Origin of the sequence: Microbacterium sp., assembly GCF_026393345.1 — a bacterium.
GTDB lineage: Bacteria > Actinomycetota > Actinomycetes > Actinomycetales > Microbacteriaceae > Microbacterium.
Genome location: NZ_JAPLAI010000055.1, coordinates 1 through 22,246, shown reverse-complemented (window position 1 = coordinate 22,246; position 22,246 = coordinate 1). Strand labels below are relative to the sequence as shown.

The window sequence follows — 22,246 nt, the reverse complement described above, 5'->3', positions numbered from 1 at the left end:
GGTGCCCTGCGCGAGCGGACGGAATACCATCGGGAGGTGACCGATCGCCCTCCCTTCCGCGCCGACATCGTCGGTAGCTTCCTCCGTCCCGCCGACCTCGCCGATGCCCGCCGTCGATTCGCCGACGGTGAGATCGACGCCGAGGCGCTCCGTGCCGTCGAGGACGCCGCCATCGCCGACCTCGTCGCGAAGCAGGTCGACGCGGGCCTGCGGGTCGTCAGCGACGGCGAGTTCCGTCGCTCCTGGTGGCATTTCGACTTCTTCGGCTTCCTCGATGGCGTCGACGTCGTCGAGCTCGACCACGGCATCCAGTTCCAGGGCGTGCAGACCCGCCCCCGCGGCCTTCGCATCTCCGGGCCCATCGGCTTTTCCGGCACCCACCCGTTCCTCACCCACTTCCGCGCGTTGCAGGATGCCGCCGCCGGGACCGGCGCGACCGTGAAGTTCACGATCCCGGCGCCCACCGTGCTCGACTTCCGGCTGGAGCCGGAGAACATCGACCCCGCCGTGTACTCCGGCCGTGACGCGATCACCGACGACCTGGTGCAGGCCTATCGCGACGCACTCGCCGCGTTCTACGCTGCCGGTGCCCGTTACCTGCAGTTCGACGACACTGCCTGGGCGTACCTCTGCTCCGAGGCCGAGCTCGCCAAGGCACGGGAGCGCGGCATCGACACCGACGGCATCGCCGAGCGGTACGCCACCCTGCTCAACCGCATCCTGGACGGCAAGCCCGCCGACCTCGTCGTCACCACCCACGTGTGTCGCGGCAATTTCCGCTCCACCTGGATCTCTTCCGGGGGCTACGAGCCCGTCGCCGAACAGCTGCTCGGCAACACCGCGTACGACGGCTACTTCCTCGAGTACGACTCCGACCGGGCGGGCGGGTTCGAGCCGCTCCGCTTCCTGCCGAAGGGCGAGAAAGTCGTGGTGCTGGGACTGGTCACCACGAAGACGGGCGAGCTCGAGGACGCCGAGACCGTGCGCCGCCGTATCGACGAGGCGGCGCAGTTCGCCCCGCTCGCGCAGCTGGCTCTCAGCCCGCAGTGCGGCTTCGCGTCCACCGAGGAGGGCAACGCGCTCACCGAGGACCAGCAGTGGGCGAAGATCCGCCTGGTCGTCGAGACCGCGGATGCCGTCTGGGGCTGACCTACTCGGCCCGGGTCTGCAGCACGGCGCGCAGCGCCTCCCGGAGGCCCGTTCTCATGTCCGGGGTGAGGGCGCCGGTGAGGGCGTCCTCGACCTGTGCCACGAGGGGCCGGAGCCGGATCCGCTCCGCGCGTCCATGATCGGTGAGGGTCACGGTGTTGCGCCGTGCATCCTCTCGGGAGCGCTGCCGCGCGATGAGGTCCCGCCGCTCCATCCGTGACACGAGGTCCGCGATCGTCGACCGGTCCAGGTCGATCTCGTCGCAGAGTTCGCGCTGGCTGGCCTCACCGAGCCGGTCGAGGGTCACGAGGATCGCGTACTGCACGCTCGAGATCTCGGTGGACACGATCCGGGTCCACGCCGCGAGGTGCGCTTGCTGGGCGCGCCGGATGAGGTACCCGGTGTGGCGCTGCGGTTCCTGTTCGAGCGGCGATTCGGTCACCTCAGCACAGTACTGCCCTGCTCCACGAGGAATCCGGCGAAGAAGTCGGCCAGCTCGGTGCGTGCGTTCAGCGGCAGCACGTGCGCGACGTACTGGTCGGGGCGCACCACCACGACGGCGCCGGATGCGGCGATGCCGCGGGCCGCGAAGACGTCGTTGCGTGGATCGCTCGCCCACACCTTCTCCCAGTCCTGCAGCCCGAGCGGGCCCGAGCGCGGGATGAGGATCTCCGGCAGGGCGGTGACGTCGACGCCGTGGTGGGTGCCACGGAGGATGCCGTGCACGTCGATGACCGCATCCAGGTCCGCTCCGTCGGCACGGAACCGCTGCACCGGGGACTCGGGTGCGGTGCCCAGCCAGTCGGCGAACTCGCGCAGGCCGCCGTCGACGCCGTCTAAGGCGTAGATGCGCCAGCGTCCATCCGCCCGGTGGGCGTGGCCGAGGTGAAGCGGCTTCGCGTCGGCGACGCGGATCGCGGGCGTGGCGTGGAACCGGGTGCCGACCTCGAACCCGGTGGCCAGCTCCTGATGCGTGTCCGTGCCGGTGAGGGCGGACGGGCGGTATCGCGTGGCGAGGCCCGCGGTGTAGCGGCCCTGGCGGGCGAACTCGGCCTGCATCGCCTCGGCCGTCACACCGCCGAGTTCCGGGTGCGCAGGATCGACCGTGGGCTGGGCGACGAACGCCGACCAGAACTTGTCGAACTCGATGAGGTCCTTCGCAACGCTCTGCCGCTCCGCCGAGTAGCTGTGCAGCAGGGCGGCGTCCGAGCGGCCCTCCAGCACCGCGGCGAGCTTCCAGCCCAGGTTGAACGCATCCTGCATCGACACGTTCATGCCCTGCCCGGCCTTGGCGGAGTGGGTGTGGCAGGCGTCGCCCGCGATGAACACGTGCGGCAGGCGCCCGGTGGCGTCGTCGTCGGGGACGTCGTCGAACCTGTCGGTGAGGCGCTGGCCCACCTCGTACACGGAGGACCAGGCGACGGACTTCACATCGATCGAATACGGATGCAGGATCGCGTTCGCCACCGCGGTGAGCTGCGGGACGCTGGTGTTCCGGATCGCGGCGTCGCCCGCCTCGACCTCGCCGAGGTCGACGTAGCAGCGCACCATGTTGCCGCCCTCGCGGGGGATCATCAGCAGGCTTCCCTTGCCGGCCGACTGGATGACGTTCTTGGTGCGCCAGTCCGGGAAATCGGTGACGGCGAGGACGTCCATGACGCCCCAGGCGTGGTTGGCCGCGTCACCCTCGAGCCGGTGGCCGATCGCGCGGCGCACGTTGCTGCGGGCGCCGTCGCAGCCCACGACGTACCGTGCGCGGACGGTGAACTCCTCGCCCGTCTGCGGGCCCTCGGTGTGGCGCAGGGTCACCTCGACCGGGTGTTCGCCGTCGCCGACCGTGAGGGTGACGAACGCGAGGCCGTAGTCGACTTCGAGCTTGCTCGATGAGCGCGCCGCGTGGTCGAGCAGGTACTGCTGCATCCGCGCCTGGTTGACGATGACGTGCGGGAACTCACTGAGCCCCTCCGGGGTGTCCTCGACCCAGCCGGTGCGGACGATCTGCGACCGGTCCGACTCGGACGGGCCCCAGAAGCGCACTTCGTTGACCCAGTACGCCTCGCGCAGAAGCGCCTCGGCGAGACCGAAGGAGTGGAACATCTCGACCGTGCGGCACGCGACCCCGTCGGCCTGGCCGACCAGCAGCGGGCCGCCGCGGCGCTCGATGATGCGCGTGGAGATGCCGGGGAACGCGGCAAGCTGTGCCGCGAGCACCGTGCCGGCAGGGCCCGTGCCGACGATGAGCACGTCGACCTCGGCGGGGAACTCGGTGCCCCGGGTGAGCGCCTCGGGCGCGGGGAGCTGGATGTCCGGGTCGCCCGGCCGATATCCGTCACGGTAGAACTGCATCCTGATCTCCCTCGATCGTCATCCGACGCTGGTGTGCGCCCACCATATGCTCAGTACCCCAACTAATGCAAGCGCCGGTGTTCCGGCTGGACGCAGCGAGACCACATCCGCCGCGCGAGACCACATCCGATCGGATGTGGTCTCGGCGAACGGATGTGGTCTCGGCAGCGTGACGGTGGCGTGCGGTGCGGATTACTCGCCGGGCTCGGCGGAGTCGTCCGCGGGCACGTAGGGGACGCCAGCGAGGGCGGCGGCGTCGATCGCCGCCTGGTCCTTCACGTACGGGGTGCCGTGCGTGTGGAAGGTGGCGACGGTCTTCATGCCCCAGGCCTGACCCTTCGCCCGCTCGGCCTGGCTCCACTCCACCACGGGCCAGTCGGGGTCGAGGATGAGGCGCGCCTGCGCGTTGGCGAACTCGATGCGGTTGCCGCCCGGCTCCCAGACGTAGAGGAAGAAGGTCTGGTTGATCGCGTGCTTGTACGGTCCGTACTCGATGTAGATGCCGTTCTCGAGGCAGATATCGGCGGCCTTGAGGATGTCCTCGCGCGAGTCGGGGGAGAACGCGAAGTGGTGGAACCGTCCGCGCTCACCGGTCCAGTCGTCCGAGTACACGACGTCGTACGACTTCTGGTGGAAGCGGAACCACCAGGCGCCGTGACGACCGTCGTCCAGCCGCACCCGCTCCGACTCGCGCGACATCATGACATCGCGCCAGAACTCGCCCGCCGCATCCACGTCGCTGGCGAGGTAGTTGATGTGGTCGAGCCGACGCGCGTTGATGCCGCGCCCCGGGTAGGCGGAGGCCTGGTTCTTCAGGGCCGGGCGGTCCTCGTCGTCCGGCACGTAGTGGTCGGTGTCGAAGTACAGCGCCATGAGGTGCCCGTCCGGGTCCTCGAACTCGAACGAGCGACCGACGCCCACCTCGGGCTCGCGCCAGCCGTGGCCGAGGCCGCGGGCCTCGATGGCGGCGACGCGGCGCTGCAGCGCCTCTTCGCTCGTCGTGCGGAAGAGGGTCCGTCCGACGCCGTTGGTGTCGCTCGCGGTGAGCTTGAGCGAGTACACCTGGTACTCGTCCCAGGTGCGCAGGTACGCGGAGTCGCCGATCCGTGCCACCTCACGCATGGCGCAGATGTCGCGGAAGAAGTGCAGGCTCTCCTCGAACTTCGGGGTGAACAGCTCGATCGCGCCGACGTGGGCGAGATCGAAGTTCTCGGTAACGGCCATGGGATGTCCTCTCTGACAGGAAGTGCGGGTGGTTAGAGTCGCGGCCGGGGAAAGACGCGGCCGTCGAAGATCTTGCGGGCGGTGCGGACGGAGCGGGATGCGGCGTGCCAGGTGCCGGCGTCGTCCTGGTGCACCGTCACCTCCGCGGGCATCGTGCCGCCGGGATGCTCGATGAGCGTCGGGCCGTCGCCGTCGGGCAGTGCGGCCATCTCGGCGCCGACGGCACCGGGGATGCGGATGCCCGCCGCGACGGACGCCGCCATGAGGACGCCGATCGAGGTGTGCACCCGGTGAGGGATGAACGCGCGGGTCGACACGGCGCCGCCAGACCGGGGCGGCGACAGCAGGAACATCTTCGGTACGGTCTGCGCGGTGACGTCGCCGAGCCCCATGAGGCGCCCGGCGGCGAGCCGCACCTCCTCGAGCTGCGCGGCGAGCTCCGTCCGCCCCTCGAGCTCGGCGGGCGTCTCGTCTCCGGTGACCCCGAACTCCGCCGCATCCAGCAGGACGACGGGCATCCCGTTGTCGATGAGCGTCGCCCGGTGGCCGACGACCTCGTCGGCGACCCGGCCGGTGGGGAGCAAGTGCTTGCCCGCGGCGGCCGTGACCTCGAGCTCGATCCGCCCGGCGGTGCCGGGGACGCCGTCGATGGCGGTGTCGCCGTCGTACTCCACGCGGCCGTCGTGGCTCGGGAAGACCGCGGTGGCGATGTCGCCGGTGTTCACCAGTCGGATGCGGACGGTCGTCGTCCCGGAGCCGGCGGGCACGAGGCCCCGCTCCACGGCGAACGGTCCGACGCCGGCGAGGAGATTGCCGCAGGTCTGCGCGGTGCTCACGAGCGCCTCGTCGACCGTGACCTGCAGGAACAGGTAGTCGATGTCGACGCCGGGAAGCGCCGACGGCGACACGATCGCAACCTTGCTGGTGAGCGGATGCGCACCACCGAGCCCGTCGATCTGGGTGTGATCGGGGCTGCCCATGACCCGCAGCAGCAGCTCGTCGCGGGCGTCCGGGTCGGACGGCACGTCGTCGGCGAGGAAGTACGCGCCCTTGGAAGTGCCCCCGCGCAGGAGCATGCAGGGGATGCCTTCTTGGACCGGGTCAGTGTCCGCCACGCTCGTACTCCGCCTGCGTCAGGTAGGTCACGCCGAGCTGGGTGAGGAGGGGGCGGAGCCCCTTGCGGTCGAGGCTCAGCTCCCGGCCGCTGCCGTAGGCCTCGCGGTCGGCGGCCTCCTTCGCCACACGTGCGTCGGCCGCGGCGAGGGTCTCCGCCGCGCGGGCACGGGGGACGACGACGATGCCGTCGTCGTCGGCGATCACGATGTCGCCCGGATTCACGACGGCGCCGTCGACGACGATCGGGACGTTGACGGATCCGGGGGTCGCCTTCACCGTGCCCTGCGAATGCACCGCACGCGACCACACCGGGAAGTCCATCTCCCGAAGGTCAGCGATGTCGCGGACGCCTCCCGCGGTGATCATGCCGCGGACGCCGCGGGCCTTCAGTGCCGTGGCGAACAGGTCGCCGAACGCGCCGTCGGTCGAGGGTGACGTCGTCGCGATGACGAGGACGTCACCTGACCGGCACTGCTCGACAGCCGCGTGGATCATGAGGTTGTCACCGGGGGCCTGCAGGATCGTGACGGCGGTCCCGGCGATGCGGGCGCCATCCTGGATCGGCCGGATCCCCGGACCGACGAGACCCGTGCGTCCCATGGCCTCGTGCACGGTGGCGACACCGTGCACGGCGAGGGCATCGGCGGTGTCCGCATCCGCCCGGGCGATGTCGGTGACGATGACCGGCTGGTTCACGAGAGCTCCGCGGTGACCTGGGGGTAGTAGCGCACGTACGCCTCGCCCATCGTGTCGTGGGGCAGGCCGAGGTTCGGGCCGGCGTTGCGCTTGACCTGCACGCCGCGGCGGACGGCGAGGTCGGTGTAGTACGACCACATGTGCTTCTGTGCCGGGAGGCACTCCATCGCGGCGCGCTTGAGCGGGAACGCCTCGGTGATGTCGAGCAGCACGTTGGGCTTGAAGTCGCTCTGCTCGCTCTGGTGCGGTTCGAAGAAGTACACCGGCGGGGCGCCGATGATGTCGTCCTTCGTGGGGAACGAGCCGTCGGAGTTCGCGACACCGATGGCCTGGGCGAGCACGCGGGCCTCCAGCGCCATGCGGGCCGCGGCCGGGTGGTCGCCGTTGTACGGATCGGCGAGCGGGTGGGTGAGCACCACGGTCGGCTGCACGCGCCGGTACACGTCCACGAGCTTCGCCACCGCCTCGGGCGTCTCGCGGAGCGGGTAGTCGCCGAGGTCGAGGAATTCGATCTCGGCTCCCAGTGCGGATGCGGCGGCTTCGGCCTCCGCGCGGCGGATCGCCTTGATCTCGTCGAGGGACTTGCCCGCCAGCCACTGGCTCGCGGACTCGCCGCGCTCGCCGTAGGAGAGGCACACGATCGTGGCGCGCTCTCCGCGCTGGGTGGCGGAGGCGACGGCACCGCCCGCGCGCCAGACGAAGTCGCCGGCGTGGGCGCTCACGACGAGAAGGGATGCGGTGGTCTCGGACATGGATCTCCTCGAAGACAGGCAGCGCCGACACTGCTCCTTCGAGAGAACCACACCTCCCACAGATTGGTCAAGAAATTGTTTACAATCCTGGGCTTCCGGCACTCCGACGCAAATAACCGTTGACATCCCCGGTCCGCAAAGTCACTATCTACAGAGGGAAACCGGACGGTTCCCCACACACGTCGCGACGAGGAAGTCGAGGGTAAGCCGATGGCACGCAGCCTGCAGAACCTGCTGGACGAGACCGGGGGCACGGTGCAGATGCTCCGCGACTCCAAGCTGGGCACCTACATCTATCCGGTGGTGCCGGCCGAGTTCACGAACTGGCGTCGTGAGCAGAAGGCGTGGCGTCACACCGCCGTGCTCTACGACCAGACGCACCACATGGTCAACTTCTTCATCTCCGGCCCGGACGCTCTGAAGCTCCTGAGCGACACCGGCATCAACTCGTTCGCGAACTTCCCGCTGAACACGGCGAAGCAGTTCGTCCCGACCGCATCCAACGGCGGCGTCATCGGCGACGGCATCCTCTTCCACGAGGGCGAGAACGAGTACGTGTACGTCGGTCGTGCCCCGGGTGCCAACTGGCTGCAGTTCCACGCCGAAACCGGTGGCTACGACGTCGAGTATCGCTACGACGACCGGTCGCCGTCCCGCCCGTACGGCAAGGCCGTGCACCGCGAGTACTACCGCTTCCAGATCCAGGGTCCGCGGGCGTGGGACATCATCGAGAAGCTCAACGGCGGCACGCTCGAGAAGGTCCGCTTCTTCCACATGGGCGAGATGACGATCGAGGGCCAGAAGGTCCGGACGCTGCGTCACGGCATGGCGGGCGCTCCCGGCCTCGAGCTGTGGGGCCCGTATGAGCAGCACGAGCAGATCCGCAACGCCATCCTGACCGCCGGCGCCGAGTTCGGCATCGAGCCCTGCGGCTCGCGCGCCTACTCCTCCAACACGCTGGAGTCGGGCTGGATCCCGTCGCCGCTGCCCGCGATCTACTCCAGCGAGGGCGAGCGCGCGTACCGCGAGTGGCTGCCCGACACGAGCTATGAGGCCATCAACGCCCTGGCCGGATCCTTCGTCTCCGCGAACATCGAGGACTACTACCTCAACCCGTGGGAGCTCGGCTACGGCTCGTTCGTGAAGTTCGACCACGACTTCATCGGCCGCGACGCGCTGGAGAAGCTCGACCCCGCCGCGCAGCGGAAGAAGGTCACGCTGGCCTGGAACGACGAGGACCTTACCAAGGTGCTCGCGACCGTCCTCGACCGTGAGGGCCCCGGGTACCAGTTCTTCGACCTGCCGAACGCGAACTACGGCTCGTCGAACTACGACGCCGTGATCGACGCCGACGGCAACACGGTCGGACTCTCCCTGTTCACCGGTGTCACCGCGAACGAGAAGCGCGGGCTGTCGCTCGCGACGGTCTCCGCCGACGTGCCGGTGGGCGCCGAGGTGCGTGTGGTCTGGGGCGAGCCCGATGGCGGCTCCGGCAAGACCACCGTCGAGCCGCACGAGCAGATCGCGATCCGCGCGGTCGTCAGCCCGGTGCCGTACGCCGAGACCGCCCGCTCCGAGTACCACGGCGGCTGGCGCACCGGCGCGACCCTCGCGCAGTAGCTCTCTCCTCGCCGAGACCATATCCCTCGCCCGAGACCACATCCGATCGGATGCAGTCTCGGCGAACGGATGTGGTCTCGGCGTTGTTGCGGCGGGGCGAGGGACTCAGGATGCGGCCGACTCAGGATGCGGCGGCGTCGCCGTGGATGACCTGGAACCGCCCGGACGACCCGCGCACGGCACGCGCCACGACATCGAAGAGCCAGTCCAGTGCGGCGGCGTGCTGCGTGGTGGAACGGCGGTAGAGCCGCACCTGCACGGGCGCCATCTCGAACGGCAGCGGCTCCACGACGAGCGGCCACGAATGCGTCCATCCCTCGGCGACGGAGTCGGGCATGGTCGCCACCAGGTCGTGCCCGGCGGTCAGCAGTGGGGGCAGCGAGGCGAACTGGTTCAGCGCCACGCGTGGTTCGATCTCCACGCCCTGCGCCCGGAGCGCCAGGGTCACCGCGGGGGCGCCCGAGTCGCCGGTGACGACCGCGTGCGCCGCTGCCGCGTACTCCTCCAGCGACATCCCGGTGCCCGCCAGCGGATGCCGGCGCGACAACACGACGCCGTAGGCCTGCGACTTCAACAGCACCCGCTCGAACCGGCCCGGCACCGGTGACGGCGTGATCGCAAGATCGACGGTGCCGCGGCCCAGCCACTCCGGCAAGGCGTCCGCATCCATCGGCACCACCTCGATGCGCATGCGCGGAGCCTTCGCGCGGACCGCGCCGACGACCGCCGGCAGCCAGCCGATCTCGCCGAGCTCAGACATCGCGATCCGGAACAGGCGATCGGAGGACGCCGGGTCGAACCGGTGCACGGCATCCAGGGTGCGGTCGACGGAGGAGACCGCCTCGCGGAACCCCGGGTACACCGACTCGGCAAGGGGGGTCGCGACCATCGTCCGCCCGACCCGGGTGAACAGCGGGTCATCGAGTTCGCGGCGGAGCCGCGCGAGCGCCTGACTCACCGCCGGCTGCGTCACGAACAGGCGGGATGCGGCGGCCGTGAGGCTGCGAGTTTCGGCGATCGCCACGAACACCCGGATGAGGTTCAGATCCACGGCGCCTCCTCGGTCACGCATCCTTGCGGGTCCATAAGCATTCATTATGCGCGGGCGGTGTGCGGATAGGGAGGGCTTCCTACGCTGGAGGCGATACCGAACGAAGGAGTTCCCCATGGCAGAGTCCGCCGCCGACGCGATCGCCCGCGCCGGAAGCCCCGTCGAGGTGCTGCGCCACGCGCAGGCCCGGCCCACGATCTTCCCCGTCACCCCGGAGTTCTCGAACTGGCGCAGCGAGCAGCGGTCCTGGCGCGAGAGCGTCGCGCTGCTGGATCAGTCGCACCACATGACGGATCTGTTCATCTCCGGGCCCGACGCGCTGCGCCTGCTCCGCGACACCGGCGTGAACAGCTTCGCCACCTTCCCGGTGGATGCGGCCAAGCAGTTCGTCGCGGTGAACCATGAGGGGTACCTCATCGGCGACGCGATCCTCTTCCACCTCGAGGAGGATCGCTACGACCTCGTCGGCTGGTTCATGGTGCTCGACTGGGTGCAGTTCGTCGGCGAGACCGGGGATTACGACGTCATCTTCGAGCGCGATGCGAACTCGCTCATGCGCGAACCCGGCATCGACCCCGTGCTCTACCGCTACGAGCTGCAGGGGCCGCATGCCCTCGCGCTGATGGAGAAGCTCACCGGCGCGCCCGTGCCCCCGACGAAGTTCTTCGGCATGGCGACGTTCCCCATCGCGGGTACGACCGTCCGGTCGCTGCGTCATGGCATGGCCGGTCAGCCCGGGTTCGAGCTGTTCGGGCCGTGGGCCGACGGCGAGCGGGTCCGCGAGGCGATCCTGACCGCGGGGGAGGAGTTCGGCCTCGTCCGCGTCGGGGCGAAGGCGTACTCCTCGGCCAACCTGGAGTCGGCTTGGGTCCCGTCGCCGCTGCCGGCGATCTTCACCGGGGAGCGCACCGCGGAGTATCTCGCCTGGCTGCCCGCGAACCGCCTCGGCTCCCTCGCCGGCAGCTTCGCCTCCGACGACATCGAGGACTACTACCTCACCCCGGCAGACCTGGGCTATGGCCGCACCGTCGCCTTCGACCACGACTTCATCGGACGCGAGGCGCTGGAGAGCCGGGCGGCGGAGGGCGCCCGGCACAAGGTGACCCTGGTGTGGGAGCCCGCCGACGTCGCCGCCGCGCAGCGATCGCTCTACGAGCCCGGCACCCCCGCGAAGTACCTGGACTTCCCGAAGGCCCGGTACGGGGTCTATCAGGTCGACCGGGTCGAGGCCGGCGACCGGGTGGTCGGGATCTCGCACGACTGCGGCTACATCACCAACGAGCAGGCGTTCGTGTCGCTCGCGAGCGTCGACGCGTCGGTGGCCGAGGGCGACGAGGTCGTCGTGGTGTGGGGCGAGGAGCCGAATTCTCGGAAGCCCGCCGTGGAGCCGCACCGGCAGGTCCGCATCCGAGCCACGGTCGCCCCGGCACCGTTCTCGCGCTTCGCACGGGAGAACTACCGCAAGAGCTGACCCGCGGGGCGCCGCATCCACCGCGAGACCACATTCGCCCTGCGAGACCACATCCCATCGGGTGTGGTCTCGACGAACGGATGTGGTCTCGGCGGCGCTCGCCGGATCGGGTCAGCCGTCGGCGAGGATGCGGCGATACCAGGTGGCGGTGGCGCGGGTCATGTCGGCGTGCTGCCCGGCGGCCTCCAGCGCGGCGAGTGCGTCGCGCACCTCGCGTTCGCGGCGCTCGATGTGGGTGTAGGTGCCGGTCACGAGGTGGTCGACCTTCGCGGCGCCGCCCGGGCCGAACTCCTGCGCCATCTGATCGTGCAGCCACTGCTCCGCGCCGGCCGCGCGCGCAGCGCTCAGACCCTCGATGACGACGGCGGCGAGCCCCTTCATGAAGACGCTGCGCAGCAGCTTCAGCTGCGCGGCGTCCCCGGCGACTCCCGGCATGACCTCGACCGGGGCGCCGAGCGGCCCGAGGAGCGCCGCGAACCGGACGGCGCCGTCGCCACTGGCGAGCAACGGCGTGCGCCCGGCCTCCCGCGGCACCCGGGCGAGCACCGCGACATCGGCGACCGCCACGCCGTGGGCGGCGCCGGTCGCGGCGACAGCCGACTTCACCTCGCGTGCCGCCGTGTTGAGGTCGGCGAACACGGCCGACCGGTCGAGCAGCGGGATCGCCTCCTGCGCCACCTCGACCGCCGTGCGGGCCCAGACGAGGCTCAGCACGAGATCCGCGCCCGACACCGCCTCTGCGAGGTCGGCGACCTGCGCGACGCCGTCGGCGGCGCGGTCGCGCCGGTCGTAGCCGCGCACTTCCGCACCGGCCGCGCGAAGCCCGCGGGCGTAGAGACTGCCGGCCTCGCCGAGACCGATGACGGTGATCCTGGTCATGGCGGTCACCCTAAACCCGCGGAGCCGGATTCACGCCAATTTCATCGCCAATCGGATGTTTGGTCGCTCGGGCGAGCGCGGCGATGTACTCCCACGAGGCGGCGGCGACGCCCGCATCCGGCCCCGGGCCGTGCCAGGAGTCGGTGCCGCGCGCGTACGTGTCGGCGAGGCTCCGCGCGACGCCGGATGCCGCGACCCGCAGCGTCTCGATCACGTCGTACGCGGGGCCGTCGGTGTTCCGGATGACGGCGCTGAGAGCGGCGTAGACGGAGCCGTCGGGACCGCGTACCGGCACCCCGAGCCCGCGCGCGTCCTCATGGATGTGCCCACGGAGATCCGCATAGCCCTCGGCGCGCACGCGCCGGAGCGTCCGGTGCAGCTCGGTCGCGGTGCGGATCGTCGCCGCCGTGTAGCTGCGCAGGTCGGCGGCCAGCACCGCCTCGAGCACGGTCGGCTCCGCGTACGCGAGCAACACGAGCCCGCTCGCGGAGGCGTGCAGCGGGATGCGGCCGCCGATGAGGGTGGCGTTGACCACGGCGTCGCGCGCCGACAGACGTTCCACGAACAGCACGTCGGTGCCGGCGAGGACCCCGAGCTGGATGTGCTGCCGGATGCGGACGTGCGCGGCCTGCAGCCAGGGGCGTGCCACCTCGCGCAGCCCCAGCGCGCCGGGCGTGCGCGACGCGTACTCCCACAGTCGGATGCCGAGGCGGTATGTGCGGTCGGGGAGCCGCTCCAGGAGCCCCTCCGCGGTGAGCTCCGCCACGAGCCGGTGGGTGGTGGAGGGGGCCAGGTCGGCCGCCTCCGCGATCTGGCCGAGCGTGCGGAACGGATGCAGTGTGTCGAACGTGTCGAGCACCCGCAGGTGGCGGTGCAGCGCCGATTCGCCGGCCGATCCGCGTGCCATCGCGTCCTCCTCGGGGCCGATGCGTCGTCGCGCCGGCCGTCCTCAGCGTATGTACCATTCCGTTGATGCGAAAGAGCAACCCGGCTCGACGGAGACCGTCCTACCGTGGCGACACGCGACGAGGCGAGGAGGCCGACGATGGCGGAAATGGTGCAGGGTGCGGTCGAGGACCGTGGCGTCGTCGTGATCGAGGCCCGGCGCGAGCTCACCGAGGGCGTGGTCGAGCTCACTCTCGCCCGCCCGGACGGCTCCCGGCTGCCGGACTGGGCGCCCGGCGCGCACATCGACCTCGTGCTCGCGGACGGCACCGTGCGGCAGTACTCGCTGTGCGGAGACCGGTGGGACGCGCACCGGTACCGGATCGCGGTGCAGCGCGAGGACGACGGTCGCGGCGGGTCGCGGGCCGTGCATGCGCTTCGCTCAGGCGACACCATCGGGTTCGGCGGACCGCGCAACACCTTCCGCCTGGCGCCGGCCCCCGAGTACCTGTTCGTCGCCGGGGGGATCGGCATCACGCCGCTCCTGCCGATGGTGCGGCAGGCGGAACTGCTCGACATCCCGTGGCGGATGCTGTACCTCGGCCGTTCGCGGGAGCGGCTGGCCTACCTCGACGAACTGTCCCGGCACGGCGACCGGGTGCATGTGCACGACGCCGGTGAACTCGGCCGCGCCGACCTGGACACGTGGCGGCCGGCGGATGCGGCGACGCGGGTGTATGCCTGCGGGCCGTCGCGGCTGCTCGACGCCGTCGAGGCGTGGGGCGCTCCGCCCGCCGGCCACGCGCCGCGGGTGGAGCGGTTCACCGCGCTCACCGACACCACCGCGGCCGCGACCCGGTTCGAGGCGGTCGCCGCCCGCTCCGGGGTGCGGGTCACGGTCGAGCCGCACGAGACCCTGGCCGGCGCGCTCGCCCGCGGCGGTGTGCGCGTCGTGACCTCCTGCGGTCAGGGGGTGTGCGGCACCTGCGAGACCGATGTCTTGGCGGGCGTGCCGGACCACCGCGACACCCTGCTCGACGACGACGAACGCCGGGCGGGCCAGTGCATGTTCCCGTGCGTCTCCCGCAGCCGCGGGGACCTGCTCGTGCTCGACCTCTGACGACCGCCCGATTTTTCGAAAGGCGTGACCATGACCCTCACCGCCACCGCGGTCCCCTCGACCGACCTCGATCCGTTCTCCCCTGAGGTGCTGGCCGATCCGCTCCCCGCGCACGAGACCCTCCGCGACCTCGGACCGGTCGTCCACCTGGCCGCCTACGACGTCTACGCCGTGGCGCGGTACGCCGAGGTGCACCGCGCGCTCACCGACTGGCAGGGCCTGCGGTCGGGCGCGGGCGTCGGGCTCGCCGACTTCTCGCGCGAGACGCCGTGGCGCCCCCCGAGCCTGCTGCTGGAGGCGGACCCGCCCCGGCACGACGCCCCGCGGTCCGTGCTCGCGAAGATCCTCTCCCCCCGGAAGCTGCGCGGTCTCACCCCGCAATGGCGGGCGGATGCGGACGTCCTCGTCGACCGGGTGCTCGCCGCGGGTGCCGAGTTCGACGCCGTCACCGACCTCGCTGAGGTCTTTCCGTTGCGAGTGTTCCCCGACGCGGTGGGTTTGGGGGAGTCGGGGCGCGAGAACCTGCTCCCGTACGGCGACTTCGCCTTCAACGCCTTCGGGCCGCGCGAGGGCATCGTCGCCGCGCTGGAACCGACGATGCCCTCCGTCATCGGCTGGATCGGTGAGCAGTGCCGCCGCGAGAACCTCAGCGAGACCGGCATCGGCGCGCAGATCTGGGCGGCCGCCGACCGGGGAGACATCACGCCCGAGCAGGCGCCGTTGATCGTGCGGTCGCTGCTCACCGCGGGGGTCGACACGACCGTGACGGGCATCGCCGCCGTCGTGCACGCCGTTGCGACGCATCCGGACCAGTGGCAGCGCCTGCGCGCCGATCGCGGCCTCCTTGCGCGCGCGTTCGAAGAGGCCGTGCGGCTCGAGTCGCCGGTGCAGACGTTCTTTCGCACCACGACCAGCGAGGTCGAGATCGGCGGCGCGGTGATCGGCCCCGGACGCAAGGTGCTCATGTTCCTCGGTGCGGCGAATCGCGACCCGCGGCGGTGGCCGGACGCGGACCGCTTCGACCTGGATCGCGACCCCTCGGGCCACGTGGCATTCGGCATGGGGCTGCACCAGTGCGTCGGCCAGCACATCGCGCGGATGGAGGCGATGGCAGTCCTCGAAGCGCTCCTGGACCACGTCCAGTCGGTCGAACTCGCCGGCGTTCCGCGCCGTCATCTCAACAACACGCTGCGCGGCTGGGAGAGCATGCCCGTCCGAATTCAGGCTGCCTGAGATTGCTTTCCGGCTGTGACCGAACTGTCACACCAAAATCGTTGACAATCCGATTTCCGATCCGTACCGTCCAAAGCGGGGCGCACGCTCCCGTCGTCCGCACCGTTGCAACGACCCGGAAGGCAGCCGATGGCAGCTCGTCTGACACTGACCGATGTGAACCTCCACTTCGGGGGCATCACCGTGCTCAAGGATGTCGGCTTCGACGTCGACCCGGGCCAGATCCTCGGCCTCGTGGGGCCCAACGGCGCCGGGAAGACCTCGCTGTTCAACTGCATCAGCGGCCACTACAAGCCGAGTTCCGGCACGATCGCCATCGACGGTGAGCCGGTGCAGGGCGCTGCGCCCGCGTCGCTCGCCAGTTACGGGCTGGCCCGGACCTTCCAGCATCCGGCGCTGCAGCTGCACGCGACCGTGCTGGAGAACGTGCTCCTGGGCGCTCACACCCGGCTGCCCGGCGGCCCGTTGGAGTGGTCGGTGCGGTTGCCGCGCACGGTCCGCTCCGAGCGGGCGCTGCGCGCCGAGGCCCTCGCGCTGCTCGAGCGTCACGGCCTCGGCTGGGCGGCGAAGCGGCGCGCTGACGAGCTCTCGCACGGACTCCACAAGGGCGTCGAGCTGTGCCGCGCCCTCCTCTCCCGGCCTGCGCTGTTGCTCCTCGACGAGCCCGCGGCGGGCCTCCCCCACTCCGAGGTGGAACAGCTCATCGCGACGGTGCGCCGCATCCGCGACGAGGACGACATCACCGTCGTGATCGTGGAGCACCACATGGGGCTCATCGCCGCGCTCACCGACCGGGTGGTGGTGCTCGACCACGGCCGCAAGCTCATGGAGGGCACGGCCGTGGAGGCCCAGTCGGACCCGCGCGTCATCGAGGCGTACATCGGAAAGGATGCTGCGGATGACGCTGCTTGAGCTCGAAGACGTCACCGCGTCGTACGGCCCGGTACAGGTGCTCGACGGCGTCTCGCTGAGCGTGCCGGAGGGCGGTGCGGTCGGCATCCTCGGTGCCAACGGCGCCGGGAAGACCACGACGCTCCGCGCCATCAGCGGCATCGTCCGTACCGGCGGACGCATCGTCTTCGACGGCACCGACATCCGCGGCAAGCGGCCCGAGCAGGTCGCCGGCATCGGCATCGCCCACGTCCCGGAGGGCCGGGGGACGCTGACTGACCTCACGGTACGCGAGAACCTGAAGGTCGGCGCGTACCTGCGGAAGGACCGCAAGGGCATCGAGTCGGACATCGAGTACCTGCTCGAACTGTTCCCGAACCTCAAGGAGCGGTACCGGTCGCACGGCTCGGCGCTCTCCGGCGGTGAGCAGCAGATGCTCGCGGTCGCCCGTGCGTTCATGGCCCGCCCGCGGCTGCTGCTGCTTGATGAGGCCTCGCTCGGACTCGCGCCCAGCACCGCGAAGAACGTGTACGACGCGATCCGCCGGCTTCGTGAGGAGTCCGGCATCGCGATGCTCGTGGTCGAGCAGAACGCGAACCTCGCCTTCACCCTCGTCGAAAGTGCGACGGTGCTCGAGACCGGCCGGAGCGTCCTCTCCGGTTCGTCGGCGGAGCTCCGCGGCATGGACGAAATCCGACGCGCTTACCTGGGAGGCTGACCGATGGGGACCTTCATCCAGCTCGTCGTCGACGGGCTCTCAACCGGATCGATCTACGCCGCGCTGGCGCTGGCGATCGTGCTGGTGAACCAGGCCACCGGCCTCATCAACTTCGCGCAGGGCGGGATGGCCGTGCTCTCGGCCTACGTCGCCTGGTGGTTCACGACCATCGGGGTGCCGCTCATCCTCGCCATCCTGCTGTCGGTGCTGTTCTCCTTCGTTCTCGGTGCGTTCCTCGAGCGGTACGTCATGCGCCGCTTCGAGCGGGGCGACCCGGACACCGCCGTCGTCGTCACGATCGGCCTGCTCACCCTCATCACCGGCATCTGCGGGTGGCTCTGGAGCTACAACAACCAGCAGATGCCCTCGCTGTTCCCGCTCGACACGGTGCAGGTGCTCGGCGCCTCCATCAGCGTCCGCTCCATCGGCACCACCGTGGTGATCATCGCGATCATGCTGCTGCTGCAGGGACTGTTCATCGGCACCAAGTTCGGCCTCGCCCTCCGGGCGGTCGCGGTCAACCCGCAGTCCGCATCCTTCTCCGGTCTGCCGGTCGGGCGCCTCCTCATGGCCGGCTGGGGTCTCGCCGCCGTCCTCGGTGCCGTCGCCGGCGCGCTCGTCGCACCGCAGCTCACCCTCACCCCGGGGATGATGGACAACGCTCTGGTCTACGCGCTCGCCGCCGTGATCCTCGGCGGCTTGTCCAGCCCCATCGGGGTCGTGATCGCCGCCTGGATGATCGGGGTCCTCGAGAACCTCGCCGCCGTCTACGTACCGTTCATCGGTTACGACCTCAAGGTGGTCGTGCCGTTCGCGCTCATCTTCGTCGTGCTGCTGGTGCGACCACAGGGTCTGTTCGGCCGGAAAGCGGTGGTGCGCGTCTGATGTCGGCTGCAACGGAATTCCTCTCCCGCGCCTGGGTGCGCTGGGCACTCATCGCGCTCGTCGTGGTGGTGCTCCTCGTGCTCCCGTTGGTGCTCCCGGAGCTCGCCAACCAGCGCCTCGCCCGGATCGGTGTGTTCGCCGTCGCGGTCCTCGGCCTCAACGTCGTCATGGGCTACACCGGTCAGGTCTCGCTGGGTCAGATCTTCTTCGTCGGCGTGGGCGCCTACGCCACTGCCTGGGGGGTCGAGCAGGACTGGAACATCACGCTGGTGTTCCTGCTCAGCATCCTGGTCCCCGGCATTCTCGGGCTCATCGTCGCGCTCGCCGCGGCACGGCTCGGCGGGCTCGCCATCGCCATGGTCACGATCGCGCTACCCATCGTGGGCGTGCCGCTCGCCAAGCGACTCTCGGACATCACCGGCGGCTCGCAGGGCATGTCGACGCGGTTCTCCGATGCCCCCGAGTGGTCGGGTCTGTACAACGACCAGTGGCAGCTGTACATCGTGATCCTCATCGGCGGGATCGTGTTCCTCCTCACCCGGAACCTCGTGCACGGCAAGTACGGGCGCGCCTTCGCGATCGTGAAGTCGAACGAGGCCGTCGCCTCCTCGATGGGCATCTCGCCCTACCGCTACAAGGTGATGGCGTTCACCGTGGCGGCGATCATCGGTGGCGTCAGCGGGTTTCTCTACATGGTGGTGGTGCAGTACACCTCGCCCGAGACCATGAGCTTCGGGCACTCCATCACGCTGCTGGCCTCCATGGTCATCGGGGGCGCTGCCAGCATCATCGGCTCGCTGCTCGGCGGCGCGTACTACGTGGTCGTCCCCGAGCTCACGAACCTCATCGACCCCAGCCTCACGGCACTGCTGCAGGGAGCCCTCCTGCTGCTCGTGCTGTTCGTCCTCCCCGGCGGACTCGTCTCGCTCCCCCGCGTCATCGCGCGGACGGTGCGCCGGTCGCGCCGGGGTGCCGGCCCGACCGGCGCACCACCCGCCACTCCCACGAGCCCCGCCGAGGGGCGGGCAGCCACGGAGGGCACCCACACAGAGAGGCAAGATCAGGCATGAACATGCGAAAGAGCACGAGGAGCGTTGTCGGCATCGTCGCCCTCACCTCCGCCGTCGCACTCACGCTCGCCGGTTGTGCGCGCGGCGGGGACAGCGGCGGTGGCGCGGACGCCTCGGCCGAACCGAGCCCCGGAATCACCGACACCACCCTGACCCTCGGCATCACGACCCCGCTCAGCGGCGCCACCGCCGGCCCCGGCACCTGCACCGTGGCGGGGGTCACCGCCTACTTCGGCGCGGTCAACGCCGCCGGCGGCGTGGAGTTCGGTGACGGCAAGACCCGCACGATCGAGATCAACGCGCTCGACGACGGCTACGACCCGCAGAAGGCGAAGTCGAACTACGACCAGCTGAAGGACAGCGTCTTCGCGATGACGGCGGGGCTCGGCACGCCGACCAACCGCGCGTACCGTGAGGCTGCCATCGCCGACGAGGTGCCGCAGGTGCTCGTCATGACGGGGGACCCGATCTTCAGCGACCAAGAGGAGAGCCCGTGGCAGCTCGGCTTCGTGCCGATCTACCAGAACGAGGGCGAGGCCTTCGGCAAGCTGCTGGCCGAGTCCGGTGAAGACCACAAGGTCGCCGTCCTGTTGCAGAACGACGACTACGGCGACGGGTACGTCGAGGGCTTCAAGCAGGGCATCGAGGGCGCCGACAACATCGAGATCGTCAAGGAGCTCACCTACGAGGCCACCGACACCTCGGTCGACGCGCAGCTCACCGAGCTGGCCTCGACGGGCGCCGACGTGTTCTTCAACGCCATGTCGATCACCCCGCTGGTGATCTCGTCGCTGCAGAAGGCGCAGCAGCTCAGCTGGCTGCCCAGCTGGTTCCTGCCCTCGAACACGTCGAGCCCGGGCGCCATCGTCACCCCCGGTGGCGGCGAGGCATTCCCCGGTGTCTACACTGTCGCGTTCGCGCAGTCCGCATCCAGCCCCACGTTCGCCGAGGCACCCGAGGGGCAGCAGTTCCTCGACGACCTGAAGCAGTACGCGGACTACCCCGACACCCCGGCGTTCCCGCACTGCGTGTGGAGCTACCAGGTCGGTGCGACGCTGCAGCAGGTGTTCGAGAAGATGACCGAGCCGACCCGTGAGAACTTCATGGAGACGCTGCGCACTATCGAGGGCTTCGAGGCACCGTTCATGCTCGAGGGCACCGCGGTGAACACGACCGAGGACGGCCTCCCCGCCGTTTCGACCGTGGTCGTGCAGAAGTACAACGGCAAGGGCTACGCCACGGTCGAGGACTTCGGCTGATCCGTCCCTGACGCCGAGACTGCAACTGGGCGCCGAGACAGCGGGGTAACTCCGCAGTCTCGGCGCCCAGAAGCAGTTTCGCGGTCCGTGCGGCCAGTGCGCTCAGGCGAGGGATGCGGTCAGTCGAGGGTGTGCAGCACCTCGACGATGCCCTGCAGGTGGGCGCGGGTGGCGGCCTCCGCCGCATCCGGGTCCTTCGCGATGATGGCGTCGATGATGGCGATGTGCTCGGGGGCGGACTGCCCGGCCCGGCCGGGGTGGAACGCCAACCGGAACTGGTGCCGCGCCGACTGGGCGCGCAGCCGTTCGAGCAGCTGCGTCGCGGTGGCGTGACCACTGAGGTCGCGCACCTGCCGGTCCATCTCCTGGTTCAGCCGCGAGTACTCCAGCAGGTCGCCGCGCTCGACCGCGTCCACGATGGCGACGCGGAGGCCCCGGAGGTCTGCGATGGCGTCGTCGTCGGCGTTCTCCGCCGCCTTCCGGGCGCACAGCGACTCCAGCCCCACGCGCACCTCGACGATCTCCACCGCCTCGGCGACCGAGATCGCCCGCACCCGGGCCCCGCGGTTCGGCAGTCGTTCCACGAGCCCCCCGTTCGCGAGGTTCAGCAGGGCCGTCGCGATGAAGCGCTCCGACAGATCGGCCTCGATGAGGCGCTGATGCGGGACGAAGTCTCCGCGCAAGATCGCGTCACGGATCTGCTGGGTCAGGTCGGCGGCGACGGGTGCGCTCTCATCGGTCGAGATGGCGGTCATGCGCTCATCCTCTCGCGCCGGGACCACCCAGGTACAGATTGTCGCCGACATTCACGCCAATCCGAGTATCATCGGCGGCAGAGCATGCCGCGGCGGACCACGCCCGGGCGGTGCGAAGCTGCGGCATCCTGCGATCCGTGTCGTCCGGCGCGGACAGGATGATGCACGAAGGAGTGCAGGACACATGACTATTGCAGACACGTCCGCCGCGGTGCGGACAGGACTCTTCATCGGGGGGCGCGAGCGGTTCACCGACGACGTCCTGCAGGTCGCCGACCCGGCCAAATCCGGTGTCATCGTGGGGGAGGCGGCCGCCGCATCCGCCGCCGATGTCGCGGATGCCATTGCCGCGGCCCACACGGCGTACCCGGCCTGGGCGGCCCTCGGCGCCACCGAGCGCGCGCGGCTCATGGCCGAGGCCATTGCCGATGTCGCCGCCGAGCGGGATGCGGACGCCGCGATCCTCTCGCAGGAGAACGGCAAGATCCGGATGGAGTCGTGGGTCGACGCCCTCGTCTTCGAGATCCGCTGGAACCTCGCCCTCATGCTCGCCGACGAGGTCGACCGCGGGCACACACTGCCCGTCGTGCCCGGCGCCATCCCGGTCTCAACCGAGGTCGCGTACCAGTCCCTCGGGGTGGTGACGGTCATCGTGCCGTTCAACTGGCCGATCGCGATCCTCGGCGCGGCGCTGCCCCACGCCCTGCTGGCGGGCAACACCGCGATCGTGAAGCCGCCGCCCTCCGCACCCCTCGCGACCGCGCGCGTGGTGCAGCGCGTGGCGGAGAAGCTCCCGCCGGGCGTCCTCAACGTCGTGACCGGCCGCGACCAGGACATGGCGGAACTCATCCAGAGCCCGGATGTGGCGAAGGTGTGTTTCACCGGCAGTGTGAATGGCGGGAAGCGGATCATGGAGATGGCGTCGAAGACGTTGACCCGGGTGACGCTGGAGCTCGGCGGCAACGACGCGGCGGTGTTCCTCGAGGACGCGATCCTCGATGACACGCACCTCGACCGCCTGTTCGCGGCGATCTACGACACGACCGGGCAGATCTGCATGAACGCGAAGCGCGTCTTCGTGCACCGCTCTCGTCGCGATGAGCTGGTGGCGGGCCTCGAGGCGCGC

General features: G+C 70.2%; 21 protein-coding genes. 11 read left to right on the top strand and 10 right to left on the bottom strand.

Features of this window, described 5'->3' with window-relative positions:
• The first annotated feature begins 36 nt into the window (after positions 1 to 36).
• On the top strand, positions 37 to 1,149 hold the full coding sequence (locus tag NT132_RS10920; RefSeq protein ID WP_297788530.1) for a 5-methyltetrahydropteroyltriglutamate--homocysteine S-methyltransferase: 1,113 nt from the start codon (positions 37 to 39) through the stop codon (positions 1,147 to 1,149).
• 1 nt (position 1,150) lies between these two features.
• Here the strand turns inward: NT132_RS10920 and NT132_RS10915 are convergent, their stop codons facing one another.
• The 6 genes from NT132_RS10915 to NT132_RS10890 all read right to left on the bottom strand — a co-directional run bounded on the left by NT132_RS10915 (position 1,151) and on the right by NT132_RS10890 (position 7,283).
• Positions 1,151 to 1,591, bottom strand: a complete 441-nt coding sequence (locus tag NT132_RS10915) for a MarR family winged helix-turn-helix transcriptional regulator (protein ID WP_297788527.1) — start codon at positions 1,589 to 1,591, stop codon at positions 1,151 to 1,153.
• Positions 1,588 to 3,495, bottom strand: a complete 1,908-nt coding sequence (locus NT132_RS10910) for an FAD-dependent monooxygenase (RefSeq protein ID WP_297788524.1) — start codon at positions 3,493 to 3,495, stop codon at positions 1,588 to 1,590. The genes NT132_RS10915 and NT132_RS10910 overlap by 4 nt, the downstream gene beginning before the upstream one ends.
• A gap of 192 nt (positions 3,496 to 3,687) precedes the next feature.
• A complete protein-coding gene (locus NT132_RS10905) occupies positions 3,688 to 4,719 on the bottom strand; it encodes a VOC family protein (RefSeq protein WP_297788521.1) in 1,032 nt (343 codons plus the stop codon).
• A gap of 32 nt (positions 4,720 to 4,751) precedes the next feature.
• Complete coding sequence (locus NT132_RS10900) at positions 4,752 to 5,834, bottom strand: 4-oxalomesaconate tautomerase (protein WP_297788518.1); 1,083 nt, start codon at positions 5,832 to 5,834, stop codon at positions 4,752 to 4,754.
• The gene (locus NT132_RS10895; protein ID WP_297788515.1) at positions 5,821 to 6,531 is read right to left on the bottom strand and encodes a 4-carboxy-4-hydroxy-2-oxoadipate aldolase/oxaloacetate decarboxylase; all 711 of its coding nucleotides are present in this window, start codon (positions 6,529 to 6,531) and stop codon (positions 5,821 to 5,823) included. Before NT132_RS10895 ends, NT132_RS10900 begins: the two co-directional genes overlap by 14 nt.
• Positions 6,528 to 7,283, bottom strand: coding sequence for a PIG-L deacetylase family protein (locus tag NT132_RS10890; protein WP_297788512.1), 756 nt, complete (start codon positions 7,281 to 7,283; stop codon positions 6,528 to 6,530). Before NT132_RS10890 ends, NT132_RS10895 begins: the two co-directional genes overlap by 4 nt.
• 210 nt (positions 7,284 to 7,493) lie before the next feature.
• On the opposite strand from NT132_RS10890, the gene NT132_RS10885 reads away from it, so the two are divergent.
• Positions 7,494 to 8,903 (top strand): aminomethyl transferase family protein, encoded by a 1,410-nt coding sequence (locus NT132_RS10885; RefSeq protein WP_297788509.1) that lies wholly within the window; start codon positions 7,494 to 7,496, stop codon positions 8,901 to 8,903.
• Positions 8,904 to 9,024: 121 nt separating this feature from the next.
• Here NT132_RS10885 and NT132_RS10880 read toward each other — a convergent pair whose 3' ends face one another.
• Positions 9,025 to 9,954, bottom strand: a complete 930-nt coding sequence (locus tag NT132_RS10880; protein ID WP_297788507.1) for a LysR family transcriptional regulator — start codon at positions 9,952 to 9,954, stop codon at positions 9,025 to 9,027.
• A gap of 115 nt (positions 9,955 to 10,069) precedes the next feature.
• Here NT132_RS10880 and NT132_RS10875 point away from each other — a divergent pair, with 115 nt between their 5' ends.
• Positions 10,070 to 11,425: an aminomethyl transferase family protein gene (locus NT132_RS10875; protein ID WP_297788504.1), complete on the top strand. Its 1,356-nt coding sequence runs from the start codon at positions 10,070 to 10,072 to the stop codon at positions 11,423 to 11,425.
• 111 nt (positions 11,426 to 11,536) lie between these two features.
• Here the strand turns inward: NT132_RS10875 and NT132_RS10870 are convergent, their stop codons facing one another.
• Both NT132_RS10870 and NT132_RS10865 read right to left on the bottom strand, forming a co-directional pair.
• On the bottom strand, positions 11,537 to 12,304 hold the full coding sequence (locus tag NT132_RS10870) for a DUF1932 domain-containing protein (RefSeq protein WP_297788501.1): 768 nt from the start codon (positions 12,302 to 12,304) through the stop codon (positions 11,537 to 11,539).
• Between the two features lie 10 nt (positions 12,305 to 12,314).
• A complete protein-coding gene (locus NT132_RS10865; RefSeq protein WP_297788498.1) occupies positions 12,315 to 13,211 on the bottom strand; it encodes an IclR family transcriptional regulator in 897 nt (298 codons plus the stop codon).
• 138 nt (positions 13,212 to 13,349) lie between these two features.
• Between NT132_RS10865 and NT132_RS10860 the strand changes: the two genes are divergently transcribed.
• The 7 genes from NT132_RS10860 to NT132_RS10830 all read left to right on the top strand — a co-directional run bounded on the left by NT132_RS10860 (position 13,350) and on the right by NT132_RS10830 (position 20,365).
• Positions 13,350 to 14,309: a PDR/VanB family oxidoreductase gene (locus tag NT132_RS10860; protein WP_297788495.1), complete on the top strand. Its 960-nt coding sequence runs from the start codon at positions 13,350 to 13,352 to the stop codon at positions 14,307 to 14,309.
• A 30-nt stretch (positions 14,310 to 14,339) separates the two neighbouring features.
• Positions 14,340 to 15,542 carry a cytochrome P450 gene (locus NT132_RS10855; RefSeq protein WP_297788492.1) on the top strand — a complete coding sequence of 401 codons (1,203 nt, stop codon included), beginning with the start codon at positions 14,340 to 14,342 and terminating at the stop codon, positions 15,540 to 15,542.
• A gap of 129 nt (positions 15,543 to 15,671) precedes the next feature.
• On the top strand, positions 15,672 to 16,454 hold the full coding sequence (locus NT132_RS10850) for an ATP-binding cassette domain-containing protein (protein WP_297788489.1): 783 nt from the start codon (positions 15,672 to 15,674) through the stop codon (positions 16,452 to 16,454).
• Complete coding sequence (locus NT132_RS10845; RefSeq protein WP_297788485.1) at positions 16,441 to 17,151, top strand: ABC transporter ATP-binding protein; 711 nt, start codon at positions 16,441 to 16,443, stop codon at positions 17,149 to 17,151. The genes NT132_RS10850 and NT132_RS10845 overlap by 14 nt, the downstream gene beginning before the upstream one ends.
• Positions 17,152 to 17,154: 3 nt before the next feature.
• Complete coding sequence (locus NT132_RS10840; protein ID WP_297788482.1) at positions 17,155 to 18,036, top strand: branched-chain amino acid ABC transporter permease; 882 nt, start codon at positions 17,155 to 17,157, stop codon at positions 18,034 to 18,036.
• Positions 18,036 to 19,106, top strand: coding sequence for a branched-chain amino acid ABC transporter permease (locus tag NT132_RS10835; RefSeq protein ID WP_297788479.1), 1,071 nt, complete (start codon positions 18,036 to 18,038; stop codon positions 19,104 to 19,106). The genes NT132_RS10840 and NT132_RS10835 overlap by 1 nt, the downstream gene beginning before the upstream one ends.
• Entirely contained in the window at positions 19,103 to 20,365 is a 1,263-nt protein-coding gene (locus NT132_RS10830) for an ABC transporter substrate-binding protein (protein WP_297788476.1), read from the top strand. The genes NT132_RS10835 and NT132_RS10830 overlap by 4 nt, the downstream gene beginning before the upstream one ends.
• Positions 20,366 to 20,484: 119 nt before the next feature.
• Here NT132_RS10830 and NT132_RS10825 read toward each other — a convergent pair whose 3' ends face one another.
• Entirely contained in the window at positions 20,485 to 21,120 is a 636-nt protein-coding gene (locus tag NT132_RS10825) for a GntR family transcriptional regulator (RefSeq protein ID WP_297788473.1), read from the bottom strand.
• Positions 21,121 to 21,304: 184 nt separating this feature from the next.
• Between NT132_RS10825 and NT132_RS10820 the strand changes: the two genes are divergently transcribed.
• Positions 21,305 to 22,246: aldehyde dehydrogenase family protein (locus tag NT132_RS10820; RefSeq protein WP_297788470.1), on the top strand; the 942-nt coding region annotated here is incomplete at its 3' end.

Excerpts from the sequence above, each read along its gene's own strand:
- NT132_RS10910 (WP_297788524.1), bottom strand. The coding sequence starts at position 3,495 with ATGCAGTTCTACCGTGACGGATATCGGCCGGGCGACCCGGACATCCAG.
- NT132_RS10905 (WP_297788521.1), bottom strand. The coding sequence starts at position 4,719 with ATGGCCGTTACCGAGAACTTCGATCTCGCCCACGTCGGCGCGATCGAG.
- NT132_RS10890 (WP_297788512.1), bottom strand. The coding sequence starts at position 7,283 with ATGTCCGAGACCACCGCATCCCTTCTCGTCGTGAGCGCCCACGCCGGC.
- NT132_RS10885 (WP_297788509.1), top strand. The coding sequence starts at position 7,494 with ATGGCACGCAGCCTGCAGAACCTGCTGGACGAGACCGGGGGCACGGTG.
- NT132_RS10875 (WP_297788504.1), top strand. The coding sequence starts at position 10,070 with ATGGCAGAGTCCGCCGCCGACGCGATCGCCCGCGCCGGAAGCCCCGTC.
- NT132_RS10870 (WP_297788501.1), bottom strand. The coding sequence starts at position 12,304 with ATGACCAGGATCACCGTCATCGGTCTCGGCGAGGCCGGCAGTCTCTAC.
- NT132_RS10865 (WP_297788498.1), bottom strand. The coding sequence starts at position 13,211 with ATGGCACGCGGATCGGCCGGCGAATCGGCGCTGCACCGCCACCTGCGG.
- NT132_RS10860 (WP_297788495.1), top strand. The coding sequence starts at position 13,350 with ATGGCGGAAATGGTGCAGGGTGCGGTCGAGGACCGTGGCGTCGTCGTG.
- NT132_RS10855 (WP_297788492.1), top strand. The coding sequence starts at position 14,340 with ATGACCCTCACCGCCACCGCGGTCCCCTCGACCGACCTCGATCCGTTC.
- NT132_RS10850 (WP_297788489.1), top strand. The coding sequence starts at position 15,672 with ATGGCAGCTCGTCTGACACTGACCGATGTGAACCTCCACTTCGGGGGC.
- NT132_RS10845 (WP_297788485.1), top strand. The coding sequence starts at position 16,441 with ATGACGCTGCTTGAGCTCGAAGACGTCACCGCGTCGTACGGCCCGGTA.
- NT132_RS10840 (WP_297788482.1), top strand. The coding sequence starts at position 17,155 with ATGGGGACCTTCATCCAGCTCGTCGTCGACGGGCTCTCAACCGGATCG.
- NT132_RS10835 (WP_297788479.1), top strand. The coding sequence starts at position 18,036 with ATGTCGGCTGCAACGGAATTCCTCTCCCGCGCCTGGGTGCGCTGGGCA.
- NT132_RS10830 (WP_297788476.1), top strand. The coding sequence starts at position 19,103 with ATGAACATGCGAAAGAGCACGAGGAGCGTTGTCGGCATCGTCGCCCTC.
- NT132_RS10825 (WP_297788473.1), bottom strand. The coding sequence starts at position 21,120 with ATGACCGCCATCTCGACCGATGAGAGCGCACCCGTCGCCGCCGACCTG.